Annotated in this window: 10 protein-coding genes; 8 read left to right on the top strand and 2 right to left on the bottom strand. The window is 61.1% G+C overall.

Going from position 1 to position 13,398, the window contains the following annotated elements; genetic code table 11:
- Positions 1-981: 981 nt before the first annotated feature.
- On the top strand, positions 982-1,692 hold the full coding sequence (locus CYJ26_RS10310) for a M50 family metallopeptidase (RefSeq protein ID WP_048681089.1): 711 nt from the start codon (positions 982-984) through the stop codon (positions 1,690-1,692).
- An 18-nt stretch (positions 1,693-1,710) separates the two neighbouring features.
- On the opposite strand, the gene CYJ26_RS10305 is transcribed toward CYJ26_RS10310, so the two are convergent.
- Positions 1,711-2,514, bottom strand: a complete 804-nt coding sequence (locus tag CYJ26_RS10305; RefSeq protein ID WP_006548057.1) for an SDR family NAD(P)-dependent oxidoreductase — start codon at positions 2,512-2,514, stop codon at positions 1,711-1,713.
- Positions 2,515-2,861: 347 nt separating this feature from the next.
- Between CYJ26_RS10305 and CYJ26_RS10300 the strand changes: the two genes are divergently transcribed.
- Positions 2,862-3,713 carry an exodeoxyribonuclease III gene (locus CYJ26_RS10300; protein WP_006548058.1) on the top strand — a complete coding sequence of 284 codons (852 nt, stop codon included), beginning with the start codon at positions 2,862-2,864 and terminating at the stop codon, positions 3,711-3,713.
- A 127-nt stretch (positions 3,714-3,840) separates the two neighbouring features.
- Here CYJ26_RS10300 and CYJ26_RS10295 read toward each other — a convergent pair whose 3' ends face one another.
- A complete protein-coding gene (locus tag CYJ26_RS10295; protein WP_006548059.1) occupies positions 3,841-4,662 on the bottom strand; it encodes an InlB B-repeat-containing protein in 822 nt (273 codons plus the stop codon).
- Between the two features lie 852 nt (positions 4,663-5,514).
- Between CYJ26_RS10295 and CYJ26_RS10285 the strand changes: the two genes are divergently transcribed.
- The 6 genes from CYJ26_RS10285 (at position 5,515) to CYJ26_RS10265 (ending at position 13,190) form a co-directional block, all read left to right on the top strand.
- Positions 5,515-5,724, top strand: coding sequence for a type II toxin-antitoxin system Phd/YefM family antitoxin (locus CYJ26_RS10285; protein ID WP_006548061.1), 210 nt, complete (start codon positions 5,515-5,517; stop codon positions 5,722-5,724).
- A complete protein-coding gene (locus tag CYJ26_RS10280; protein WP_040319485.1) occupies positions 5,714-7,762 on the top strand; it encodes a type I restriction-modification system subunit M in 2,049 nt (682 codons plus the stop codon). Before CYJ26_RS10285 ends, CYJ26_RS10280 begins: the two co-directional genes overlap by 11 nt.
- A complete protein-coding gene (locus CYJ26_RS10625; RefSeq protein WP_101486030.1) occupies positions 7,763-9,046 on the top strand; it encodes a restriction endonuclease subunit S in 1,284 nt (427 codons plus the stop codon).
- A complete protein-coding gene (locus CYJ26_RS10275; RefSeq protein WP_180950893.1) occupies positions 9,046-12,072 on the top strand; it encodes a type I restriction endonuclease subunit R in 3,027 nt (1,008 codons plus the stop codon). The genes CYJ26_RS10625 and CYJ26_RS10275 overlap by 1 nt, the downstream gene beginning before the upstream one ends.
- A 69-nt stretch (positions 12,073-12,141) precedes the next feature.
- Positions 12,142-12,519: a helix-turn-helix domain-containing protein gene (locus tag CYJ26_RS10270; protein WP_004010839.1), complete on the top strand. Its 378-nt coding sequence runs from the start codon at positions 12,142-12,144 to the stop codon at positions 12,517-12,519.
- On the top strand, positions 12,516-13,190 hold the full coding sequence (locus CYJ26_RS10265) for an ImmA/IrrE family metallo-endopeptidase (protein WP_101638387.1): 675 nt from the start codon (positions 12,516-12,518) through the stop codon (positions 13,188-13,190). The genes CYJ26_RS10270 and CYJ26_RS10265 overlap by 4 nt, the downstream gene beginning before the upstream one ends.
- Positions 13,191-13,398: the final 208 nt, after the last annotated feature.

The raw sequence follows: 13,398 nt of genomic DNA, 5'->3' as shown, positions 1-13,398 counted from the left end.
ACGGGCGACTCGAACACCTCCGCGGCTCCGCCCTCGGCTTCCGCAACCTCACCCACTACATCGCTCGGTCGCTGCTCGAAGCCGGAGGGTTTAGACCCGCGCTACACCCTCGTTCGTGAAGAGCCCGATCACGATGGCGAGAATTCCGGGGAGTAAGGCGATGAGCTCGGTGATGCTCCCGGGTTCGAGCTGAGAAAACCATATGGTTGCTGTTTGCGCGGAACAGCTCCTTTGCTGTCTGGCTCGCGTGGAACTGCGCTGTCGGGATGAGTGTCTCGACCATAGAGTGAATTGTTGTTCGCGTCCGGGTATTGCTGAATGGAAGTCGTCTATGTGCTCAGGGTTTCCGTCAGGGGGCCTGTTGGGGAGGTGGGGCAACAGTATTTTCTGGGTGCACTCTCAGGCGCAATTTTCGTCTATTGTGGAGCGTTCAATTGCTGCTCATCGAGTAAAATGGGGCGCTTCATCGGTGATTCTCATATGCATTGTTTTTGTGGAGGTGGTTCCCGGTGCTTGAGGCCTTGGGCAGTCGCTTCCCCCAAGAACCATCCCCACCTCTGTCGCTTTAGGTCCTGGACAGTCGGTTGCCATGCTCCCCGCGCTGGTATCGACTGTTAACGGCCTAAACCGACGGTTCATCCCGGACGGTTCACCGACCGCGGCTCACCAACGATCCCTCACACATGACAGCGACGGCGTACCGGCGCGACGGCGGCCCGGCCCCGCAGCGCACCGGAGCACCAGCTCGACCGCGCCCCGGCCCCGCAGCCCATCTATCGGAGCCCCCAGCGCCATGAACCGGCGATCTCTCAGGCCGCGGTCAGACCGACCTGCCACACCGCGCCCGTGTTCACCTCTTTGCCTCTGGCCTCACCGAGCGCCCTGCTGACCCACGCCTCCGCGGCAATCGCCGCCCCGGCGCCGGCAGCGGGTTGGACGGATCTGGGCCGGCCGGAGCTGAGCCAGAAGGACCTGAGCTGGGTGGACCTGAGCCGGACCGATCGGTGGTCGCAGGTTGCCCAACGTGCCGAGCCTGCCGAGCCTGCAGTGCTCGTGAGTCTGTGGCCGGCCCTCGTGATCCTCCTGCTCACGCTTGCCTGGCCGCCAGCCCACCGGTGGGGCCGCACTCTGGTCACCGTGGTCCACGAGGCCGGCCATGCGGCGGTCGGCATCCTGGTGGGGCGGCGTTTCTGGGGCTTCGTGGTGTCCAAGGACCTGTCCGGCCACGCGGTGACCGCCGGGAAGCCACGGGGCCTCGGCCGGGTACTGACTACCTGGGCTAGTTACCCGGCGCCTGCGCTCCTGGGGGCGGCGGTGGTGGCTGCGGCGCTGCGGGGCTGGAGCGGTGTGGTTCTCAGCGTGGGGCTGGTGATGCTCCTCGTACTGCTGGTGATGTCGCGCTCGCTGCGCACGGTCGGCGTGGTGCTGGCGGTCGGCGCGCTGGCGACTGCGTTGTGGTGGCTGGGAGGTAGCTGGCGCGCGGGCGTCCTGGCGGGCGTGGGGCTGGTGATGCTCGTAGGCGCGTGGGGCTCGCTCGGGGACGTCGCCCGCAGCGCCGACCCTCACCAGGACCACGGCACCCTCGCCCAGCTCACGCACCTGCCCGGGTGGCTGTGGCTGTGCACCTGGTTCCTGGCCGACGCCGCAGCGACGGCATGGGTGGGCTGGCTCGCCTGGGGGCTGATGGCCTGAGCCGGGCCAGCTCGGAGCTCAGTACTGGTTGCGCACGGAGGCGTGCCCGGCAACTCGGCGGACAAGCCATCGCGGGCTCATACGCAGCGCCGCGTTGACGGCCAGGTAGCGGACCGACGGCGTGCAAATCACCTGACCGCGCCGCACGGCGGCCAGGGCCTGGCGCGCCACGTCTTCGGCGTTGAGCCAGGCGAAGGCGGGCCAGGCGCCCTCGTCCATGTGGGCCCGCGCGTGGAAGTCGGAGTGCGTGAGCCCGGGGTTGACGACGGTCGCGCTCACCCCTGTCCCACGCAGCTCGGAGGCCAGGCCCTCGGTGAAGGTGCGGACCCAGGCCTTGTGCGCGGCGTAGGTGCCCATGGCGGTGAGCGCGGTGGCGGAGGAGATGCTGAGGATCGCGCCGTGACCGCGCTCGACCATCCCGGGCAGAGCGGCGTGGGTGAGCTCCATGACGGCGCGCACCATGACGGCCATCGCGCGGCGCTCCTGCTCAATATCTCCGCCCACGAATCGTTGCCCGACGGCGAATCCGGCGTTGTTGACCAGCAGGTCCACGGGGCGCTGGGCTACCTCGGCAGGGCGCGGACCGGCGGGACGTGCGACGCGTAGGCGTTGTGCGACGGCCTCGATGCCGATGGGCTCGGACAGGTCGGCAGCGATGACCTGGACCTGGATGCCGGCGAGCTGACGCAGCTCCTCGGCGACCTGCTCAAGGCGTGAGGCGGTGCGGGCGACGAGGACGAGGTCGTGCTGAGCGGCGGCCAGCTGCCAGGCGAGCTCCAGCCCGATTCCGCTGGTGGCGCCGGTGATGAGTGCGGTTCCCATGCCCCGAGCCTAGGCGCCGCTGCCCGCCTGCGGCAGAAGGGCCGGATCTTCCTCCCCTCTCCTGTCGCTTCAGGCCCTGAACCGTCGATCTGATGCTTTCACCTGCCCCTCTTCCGTCGTTTCAGGCCGTGAACAGTCGGATACCCAAGGTGCTTCCCACGGAATCGACTGTTGATGGCCTAAGTCGACGGCCCTGCTGAATCTCGCAGCCAGAAGCCGACTGTTCAGGACCTGAAGCGACGGCCCCAACCCCAGCGTCCCCGCCCGAACCCTGGCCTCACCTGCTCACAGGCCACCTCGCCCCAGCGTCCCCGATCCAACCCTCCCCTCTCCGCTAGCCTGACCGCATGCGCCTGGCTACCTGGAACGTGAACTCCATCCGCACCCGCGTCGACCGCGTCATGGCCTTCTTGGACCGCGAGAACATCGACGTCCTGGCGATGCAGGAAATCAAGTGCAAGCCGGAGCAGTTCCCGCGTGAGCCCTTCGAGGCGGCCGGCTACGAGCTGGCGGTCCACGGCCTCAACCAGTGGAACGGCGTGGCCATCGCCTCGCGCGTGGGTCTGACGGACGTCGAGACCTCCTTCCCCGGCCAGCCCACCTGGGAGTCGGCGTCCCTGGGTGGCGCGGTGGTCGAGGCCCGTGCCCTGGGCGTGACGGTGGGCGGCCAGCCAGCAGGGTCGACGCCGCCGCCCGCACCTGACGCCGCAGCGCCCGCCTGTGCCCCGGTGCGGCTGTGGAGCCTGTACGTCCCCAACGGCCGCGAGCTCACCCACCCGCACTACACCTACAAGCTGGACTGGCTGCGCACCCTGCGCGAGGACGTGGCCGCCTGGCTGAGCGAGGACCCGGGCCTCCCGCTGGCGCTGGTGGGCGACTGGAACGTGGCCCCGCGCGATGAGGACGTGTGGGACATGGTGGCCTTTGAGGGGGCGACTCACGTGTCGAGCCCGGAGCGGGCGGCCTTCGTGGCCTTCGAGCAGGTGGGCATGGAGGAGGTCACGCGCTCGCGGGTCACGAACTACACCTACTGGGACTACCAGAAGCTCCGGTTCCCCCGGAACGAGGGCATGCGTATCGACTTCGTCTACGCCTCTGCGGCGCTGGCGGCCAGGGTGAGGGACGCGGCGATCGATCGTGACGAGCGCAAGGGCAAGGGCGCCTCGGACCACGTGCCGGTGATCGTGGAGATCGACTGACGCCACGCCGGGCCGGCCGAGGGGAGCGAGGCTCGGCCGGGTGCAGGCATGTGGGGCCCGCACTCGTCAGAGCACGGGCCCCACACCTGTGAGGGCCAGCGGCCGGGCTTGCCCGGCTCGTGGCGGTCTACTGTGCCTCAGTCCTGACGATGGCGCCGCATGAGCACCAGTCCGCCGCCAACCAGCGCGGCGACGGCGACGAGGCCACCGAGCACGCTGGCACCGGTCTTGGCCAGGCTGGCCACGGTGGACCCGGTGGCGGACCCGGAGGTAGACGCGGTGGCCTGGTCAGTGGCGGTGACGCTCGCAGTGGCCGAGGCCTGGTTGCCGACGCCATCGGAGGTGGCGCTGCGCGTCCACTGGGCGTAGAGCGTGACGTCGCCGAGAGGGTGACGCTCTCGCCTGCGGCGTAGGAGGTGCCGGAGCCGTCAGCGGCGGTGTTCCAGCCGGTGAAGGTGTAGCCCTCTCGCGTGAGTGCGTCTGCGCCGGGCAGGGTGACGGTGCCGTTGGCGACGCCGGTCAGCGGCGCGACGGACCCGGTGGCACCGTTGGCGTTGATCTGGATGCTGGCGGACTGGGCCACCCACTGGGCGGTGAGCGATGCTCCGCCGGCGGGGACGGTATAGGGGCTGGTCACGAGCGTGCCCTCGGCATCGGCCCACCCGGCCAGGGTGTAGCCGGTGCGGGTGACCTGCGTGGCGTCGGGCAGGGTGATGGCCTGGCCGGTGGCGGAGGTGATGGTGTTCTCGCCGCTGAGGGTGCCCTGCCCGACGTTGAGCGTGATCGTGGCGGGCAGGGCGGTCCAGGTGGCGTAGAGCGTGCTGGAGTCGGCCGGCGCGGGGATGGTCGAGCCGGCCGCGTAGGTGGTGCCGGAGCCGTCAGCGGCGGTGTTCCACCCGGCGAACACGTAGCCGGCACGGCTGAGCGAGTCGGCGCTGGGTAGCGTCATGATCCACTTCGCGGCGTAGAAGAAGCACCTGGGGATCTATCCCGGCCCGGAGACGAACGAGCACTTCGTCCAGGAATTGGCGCCGTACAAGACCTCCAAGGGTGCGGTGCAGATTCCCTTCGATCAGCCGATTCCCCTGGACCTCATTGCCGCGATGGCGGTGTGGAGCTACCGGCGAGTTCGCGGGTTGCCGGAAGAGTGAGGTCGGGGAGCGGGCTTGGACTGAGGTAGGGGAGGCGCTGGGCGCGCCGCGACCTCAGATGAGGGACCGCTGTCTTAGACCAGGGCCCTCTGCTGTGCGGCCTACGGATAGTTGGCCACGGCCTCAGCTTGCTGGTGCGTGCTTCCCTGCGCTTGAGAAGCGCGCACCGATCGAAGAAAGCATGCTTCTAGCAAGATGGCGCCGGTTCCTCGGTTGAGGTACCGGCACCGTCCAGGCGGAAACCCGTGGATACTTAGACGTCGAAAATGATAAAAACCACTTTAGCCCTTGAATCCCTGTTGAGCAGGGGTTTTGTCGTTTCTGGGGTTGTTCGCTGGCGTGCTGGAGGTTCAGTAATCGGGTGCTCGTCCCCGATCTTCCCGTTGGATTGGTGCATATTTCTGGTTGAGGGGGTCTGCTGGTGGGCTTGCGTTAGCGGATATCTGGCGAGGGGGCGTGCCCTCAATTGTGATTGATAAGACCGTTCCCACCTTCGACCTTGTGGGGCGTCCTGGCTCGCGCGCATGTCTCCATCTTCACGAAGAATCACATGCAAAATTACATGTAGTATCTCGCGCATATTGTGACGATATTTTGCATGCATTTATGGTAAAATGAGGCGTTGACGGTAACTCGTGGTGAAGGAGGCGATGGTGCGGAAGCGTACGGCGAAGAAGTCGATGAAGCACATCAACATCGGCGACCTTGGACGTGGTCAGGCATCGAAGCTGCTCAAGGAAGTGGCTGATGGTGACGATGTGGCCTACGTGTTGCGTTACGGAAAGCCTCTCGTGGTGGTCATGTCGCATGAGCGTTACGAGCGATTGATGGAAGATGGAGTTGACCCGAATGAGCACTGAGAAAACAACGAACTATGTCAGCTTCATTTGGAAGATCGCCAACCTGCTGCGCGGTGACTACAAGGAGCACGAGTACGGAGACGTGATCTTGCCGTTCACGGTGCTCACCCGACTCGACTCCGTGCTCGTTGACACGAAGACCGACGTGCTTGCAATCCGTGACCAGAAGGGTGTCCCGGCTGAGGTCAAGCGCATCCAATACGCGAGAGCTACCGGCTATCCGTTCTGGAACGCCTCCAGGTTCACGCTGCACACGCTCAAGAACGATCCTGACAACCTGGAGGGCAACCTGCGCTCCTACGTGGAGGGCTTTTCGCGGAACGCCCGCGACGTGCTGAAGTCCTACGACTTCTACACCGTGATCGATCGGCTGGATCGCTCCGATCTGCTCTACCAAATCGTCGATGCTTTCACCGACCCAGCCGTAGACTTCTCACCTGCAGCGGTCTCCAACGAGGATATGGGTTCGATCTTTGAAGAACTGATCCGGCGCTTCAACGAACTGTCGAACGAAACCGCAGGTGAGCACTTCACCCCGCGTGAAGTCATCCAGCTCATGGTCGAGGTGCTGTTCGGCCCAGACATGAACGCGATCTGCGAGCCCGGCTTCATGGCGTCGCTGTATGACCCAGGGGTCGGCACCGGTGGCATGCTTTCTGCCGCGATTGAACGAGCCCACGAGCTCAACGAAGGGGCGCGGATTGAGGTGTACGGGCAGGAACTCAACCCGCAAACCTACGCGGTGGCAAAGTCCGACATCCTCATCAAAGGTGACGACGCCGAACGCATCTACTTCGGCAACTCGCTGACCGCTGACAGAACAGCTGGACGAACATTCAACTACATGCTGTGCAACCCGCCCTTTGGCGTGGAATGGAAGAAGTACGCCGACCCGATCAAAGACGAAGCCGAGAAGCGAGGGTGGAAGGGCCGGTTCGGTGCCGGTCTGCCGCGTATTTCGGACGGGTCGTTCCTGTTCTTGCAACACATGATCTCGAAGATGAAGCCCTACGATCCGGCTGATATCCAGAACGCGCCGGGCACTCGGATCGGGATCGTGTTCAATGGATCGCCGCTGTTCACCGGCTCGGCTGGGCAAGGTGAGTCGAACATTCGCCGCTGGATTCTTGAAAACGACTGGCTGGAAGCCATCATCGCCCTGCCTGACCAGATGTTCTACAACACCGGTATCCTCACCTACGTTTGGGTGCTCTCCAACCGTAAAGCGTCAATCCGCAAAAACAAGGTGCAACTGATCGACGCCACCGGACTCTTCGCCAGGATGCGCAAACCGCTCGGCGAAAAACGCAAATACTTGACCGAGGACAACATCGCCCAGATCGCGCGCATCTACGGCGACTTCACCGAGGACGAGCACTCCAAGATCTTTGACACCTGCGAGTTCGGCTTCCATGAAGTCACGGTGGAACGTCCGCTACGTTTGAACTTCACCGCCACACCCGAACGAATCGAGCGACTCTGGGAGCAGACCCCGTTCAAGAATCTGGCCACCTCGAAGAAACGCAGCGAACCCGCCCGTAGCCAAGAGATCAAGGACGGCAAGAAGACCCAACAGGCGATCATCGATACCCTCGAAACCCTCGACGGGCAGCAGGTGTGGAAGAACCGAGACGAGTTCACGGCCGTACTCAAGAGTGCCTTCAAGGGCGCTGGGTTGGCTGTGCGTGCCCCGCTGCTAAAAGCAATCGTGACGGCCCTGGGTGAAACCGATCCGACCGCAGACATCTGCCGCGACGCCAAGGGCAACCCGGAACCTGACCCGGCGCTACGTGACACCGAACAGATCCCGCTCGCCGAAGACATCGACGCCTACATCCAACGCGAAGTCATCCCCTACGCGGCTGACGCCTACGTCGACCCCGACAAGACCAAGATCGGCTACGAGATCCCCTTCACCCGCTACTTCTACCAGTACGAAGAACTCGGCAACCCCACCCAAACCCTGGCCGAAATCCAAACCCTCGGAGCCGAAATCCAAGCCTCCATCGCCAAACTATTCAACGAGCAGGTGAACTAAATGGATGCCTACGAACACTACAAAGACAGCGGTATTGACTGGATTGGGAAGATTCCAAATAGCTGGCATTCTCGTTCTCTGAAATCTCTGTTGACCCGTAAATCGCGTAAGGGTGAGCCTTCCTGGAGAGTTCTTTCTGTTGAACGTGAGCGTGGGGTTGTAGATCGTGAACTTGAAGGGTCGCCAGATAACAACAACCGTCTACCAGATGATTTGAGTGGTTATTTGGTAGTTCGGAACGGTCAATTTGTTATGAACAAAATGAAGGCTTGGCAAGGATCATATGGAGTGTCGCTGTATGACGGGATTGTCAGTCCTGCGTATTACACCTTCGATTTAGCGTCTTCCGTGGATTCTGAATTCTTCAACTGGGCTATACGGTCAAAAGCATATATTCCCTTCTTTGGCAGGGATTCTTACGGAATTCGCACAGATCAATGGGACTTTAAGGTACAGGCGCTCCGAAATATTCCACTATTTGTTCCTCCGGTGGAAGAGCAAAGGCAAATCGTTGATTACCTTGTTCAACGGCTGAAAGGGATCGATGGTTTGATTACCGATTTGGATCGTCAGGTTGAGTTGTTGGAGCGTTACAAGCGTGAGTTGATCGCCCACACCGTCACCAAAGGCCTCGACACTAACGCTCCAATGAAAGACAGCGGTATTGACTGGATTGGGAAGATTCCAAATAGCTGGCATTCTCGTTCTCTGAAATCTCTGTTGACCCGTAAATCGCGTAAGGGTGAGCCTTCCTGGAGAGTTCTTTCTGTTGAACGTGAGCGTGGGGTTGTAGATCGTGAACTTGAAGGGTCGCCAGATAACAACAACCGTCTACCAGATGATTTGAGTGGTTATTTGGTAGTTCGGAACGGTCAATTTGTTATGAACAAAATGAAGGCTTGGCAAGGATCATATGGAGTGTCGCTGTATGACGGGATTGTCAGTCCTGCGTATTACACCTTCGATTTAGCGTCTTCCGTGGATTCTGAATTCTTCAACTGGGCTATACGGTCAAAAGCATATATTCCCTTCTTTGGCAGGGATTCTTACGGAATTCGCACAGATCAATGGGACTTTAAGGTACAGGCGCTCCGAAATATTCCACTATTTGTTCCTCCGGTGGAAGAGCAAAGGCAAATCGTTGATTACCTTGTTCAACGGCTGAAAGGGATCGATGGTTTGATTACCGATTTGGATCGTCAGGTTGAGTTGTTGAGGCGGTATCGCAAGCAGGTTATTAACGATGTGGTGACGGGCAAGGTCCGCGTTAGTGAGGAGGCATGATGGATACGTCGGAGCGCAGGTTTGAGTCCGAGATCGAATACTGGCTGACTACCCAGGGATCGGATTTTGACCGGTTTGAGACGCGTGACCCGCAGGGTTTTGATCGCGAGCTGTGCCTGTATCCAGCTGACTTGATTGAGTTCGTGAAAACAACGCAACCGGATCAATGGGCCAAACTGGAACGCACTTACCGGGGTAACGCGGAGCAGAAGTTTCTGAAGCGTGTCGCTGCGCAGCTTGATCAGCGTGGTGTGATCGACGTGCTGCGCCGTGGCATTGAGGATGTGGGTGCTCGGTTCAAGCTGGTGTACTTCGCTCCCGGCACCGACTTGAATGAGGTTCTTGCTGAAAAGTACTGGGCGAACGAGATGAGCATCGTGCGCCAGCTACGGTATTCAACGCGTAACGAGAACTCGGTTGACACGGTGCTGTTGGTGAACGGCATCCCAGTGGTGACACTCGAGTTGAAAAATCAGCTGACTGGGCAGACCTATCGTGATGCGATCCGACAGTACAAGATGGACCGTTCCCCGTCGGAAAAGCTCTTCGCCCTGGGTAAACGCGCGGTGGTACACTTTGCGGTTGACACCGATGAGGTGTGGATGACTACGAAACTTGCCGGCCAAGATACGGTGTTCCTGCCGTTCAACCGTGGTTTCAGCAACGGTGCTGGTAATCCGCCGGTGGAGGGCAAGTTCAAGACGTCCTACTTGTGGGAGCAGGTGCTTGCGAAAGACTCGTTGCTCGACATTCTGCACCGGTTCGTGCAGTTCGTGCCCGGCAAGACCCCTGAGGGGCGTCCGGCGAAGTCGAAAGACAAGGTGATCTTCCCGCGCTTCCACCAGCTCGATGCGGTCCGCAAACTCATCGCGGACGCGAAGGCGAACGGTGCTGGGCACAACTATTTGGTGCAGCATTCGGCGGGCTCGGGCAAGTCGAACACGATCGCGTGGCTCGCTCACCACTTATCGAATCTGCACGACGACCAGCAGCGGGTGGTGTTCGATTCGATCATCGTGATCACCGACCGGCGCGTGTTGGATAAGCAGCTCCAAGACACGGTGTTTTCGATGGATCACACAGCAGGCGTCGTCGTAAAGGTTGATAAGAACGCCCGCCAGCTCACTGATGCGCTGGGTCGGGGTGCTCGGATCATCATTTCGACGTTGCAGAAGTTCCCGTTCGTTGACGTGTCCAACATCGCGACGGCTGGGAAGCGGTTCGCGGTGATTGTGGATGAGGCACACTCGTCGCAGACCGGGCAGGCGTCTGAGCGGCTCAAGCAGGTGCTGGCTGACACTGTCCAAGCGGGTCAGGAGTCCGAGGCAGAGCTGCTGGATCGTTACGCTCGAGCTGAGGCTCAGGTAGAGGCCGAGGAGCTCGAGGTTGACGAACAGATCGCGGCGGATATGGCGACCCATGGACGGCAGGCGAACCTATCGTTCTTCGCGTTCACGGCCACCCCGAAGCAGAAGACCCTCGAAATCTTCGGCACCCCGACTCCTGGTGGCACGCCGCGCCCGTTCCATGTGTATTCGATGAAGCAGGCGATCGAGGAAGGATTCATCCTCGACGTGCTGGCAAATTACACCACCTACCAGACGTACTACAAGGTTGGTAAGGCCACCGCTGAGGATCCGGAGTACGCCAAGAAGCAGGCCAACAAGGCGCTGGGCAAATACTTAGCCCTGCATCCGCACAATCTGCGGCAAAAAGCCGAGATCATCATCGAGCACTTCCGCAGCAACGTGGCGCACAAGATCGGCGGCAAAGCCAAGGCAATGCTGGTGACCGGCTCCCGGTTGCACGCTGTGCGCTACTACTTCGCGTTCGCCAACTACATCAAAGCCAAGGGCTACACCGACCTGGGTGTGCTGGTGGCGTTCTCCGGCACCGTCGAAGACGATGGGCAGGACTACACCGAGGAGCAACTCAACGGCTTCCCCGAAGCCGAGCTGCCCGATCGGTTCGACACCGGTGAGTACCAGATCCTGTTGGTGGCCGAGAAATACCAGACCGGATTCGACCAGCCCCTGCTACAGACCATGTATGTGGACAAGAAGCTCCACGGGGTCAAGGCCGTGCAGACCCTGTCGCGGATCAACCGGATGTGCCCGGGCAAATCAGATACGTTCGTGTTGGACTTCGTCAACAGCGCTGACGACATTCAGGCGGCGTTCCAAGACTATTACGTGTCGACCTCGATCAGCGAGGAAACCGACCCGAACATCGTCTACGACCTCTACCACCTGATCGCCTCCTACCAGCTGTGGCGAGACGAAGAGATCGACGGATTCGCGACCGTGTTCTTCAGAGAGCAAAAGCAGCAGACCAACCTCGACTTCGGCAGGCTCAACGCCTACCTCGACCCTGCGGTCGGCCGCTTCGACGCGCTTGACGATGAGGAAAAGCTCGAGGTGCGCTCGGCGTTCAACAAGTTCAACCGCAACTACGAGTTCTTGACCCACATCATCCGCTTCGACGACGAGCAGCTGCATAAGTTCGCCGCATACGCGAAGCTGCTGACCCGCAAGCTCCACATCGACGGCGACCCTGCCCCACACCTGGATGATGAGGTCACCTTGCAGTACTACCGGCTCCAGTCGGTCTACGAGGGTTCCATCGACCTACAAGACCAGGTGGGTGAGTTGAACAACTCGCCCAAGCTGGGCATGCCCACCGAAGACGACCGCGAGCGACTCTCCAAGATCCTCGACTCCCTCAACGAACGATGGGGCACCGAGTTCACCAACATGGACAAAGTGCTCGAACAGGTCGCCGACGACCTCGCCCAAGACAACGAGATCCAGCTGCGAGCCCATAATCCGCTCGACCTGTTCAAGATCATCTACGACGAGAAGATGCCCGACGTCATGCTGGCGCGGATGACCCAGAATCACGACTTCTCCATGAAGTACCTGTCGGACAAAGCCTTCCGCGCCGACGTGGACGCGATCCTGCTCCCGCTCATCCACGACCGTCTCAACCGACCCCGGCACGAGGACAGCCAGCGAGACGGCTCCTGATCCGTAGACTTGCACCAGTTAACTTCACGTGTTAGCTTAGTTGCTAACAGACGTGAGGAGGCTGTTCCAATGACCAAATCAGAGAGCTTCGGTGCCTTCCTGGAAGCACATAGGAAGACGCAGGGCTTAACCATGCGCAAATTCGCGGACGCCATCGGTGTGACCGCTCCATACCTGAGTGACATCGAGAAAGGGCGCCGCGCTGCCCCGGACGGCAAGCTGGGGGACATCGCCGAGACATTGCGACTCTCCCGCTCCGAGAGGGAGCGGATGTATGACCTGGCAGCATTGACTCGCGAGAACCAGGTGTCTACCGACCTGTCGGGCTACATTATGCAAACCGACATGGCTCGCGTCGCTCTTCGCCGGGCGAAAGAACATGACCTGAGTGACCAGCAGTGGCGGGACATCATCGACATCATTGAAGGCGGGGAAGCTGACCAGTGAGCCTTGACCCCAAATACCTCAGTAAGGAGCGACTCGAGGCTCGCGCAGAGAAGGAGCTCGAGAAATTCGCCGGTGGCGCTCAACTGGTGGCGCCTATCCCGCTCGACGTCGACAGCTTCGCCGAGTTTCACCTGGGAGCGGCACTGGACTATCAGCGGCTTTCGTCGGACGGCAGCGTGCTTGGAATGTCGATCTTCCAGGAGCTGTCCATCCCTGTCTTCGAGTCTACCGGCGCAAGGGTTGACATCGTTTTTCCAGAACGAACAATCGTTATCGACGACGATGCCTTGCGTGACTCCCCGGACAGTCGACTGCGTTTCACGATTGCCCATGAGTACGCTCACCTCCTCCTGCATCGGCATATCTACTACCGAGACCCTCGGATGAAGTGCAAGGGAGGAACAGGGTATCGCCCGTTCACTACTACCTCGGAGGGCGTTCGCGCCGACAACAAGGTAGACCGCGCCGAGTTCCAAGCCAACTACCTCGGGGCTGCGCTGCTCATGCCCCGCGACCCGTTCTCGCAGGCATTCACCGAGCTTGCCCCCGAAGGCTGGCGATCATTGGATGAGCGACGCAAGCGCCGTGTTGTCCGGGAACTCGCTAGGACTTTCGAGGTTTCTAAGCAGGCTGCCGCAATCCGCATCAAGAACCTGAAGCTCGCCGCGTAATTCATTCGCTACGAGTCGGGTTCTCTTTTTTACCCATTTTGTAAGCAACTTAGCTAACTAGTGAATGGGAGGTGTTATGGGGCTCTTCACGAACGAGGGTGTAGTCGGTTGAGCGCGTCGGTGGCTGGGTAGGGGTCGAGGTCTCCCGGATGATGGAAGTTCTTCACGCTCGCCATCCCGAAAGACCTCGACGTGCTCCACCCTACTT

The organism is Actinomyces urogenitalis, assembly GCF_002861525.1.
GTDB lineage: Bacteria > Actinomycetota > Actinomycetes > Actinomycetales > Actinomycetaceae > Actinomyces > Actinomyces urogenitalis.
The sequence above is the reverse complement of the archived record's forward strand: the minus strand, read 5'-3'. Positions and strand labels throughout refer to the sequence as shown.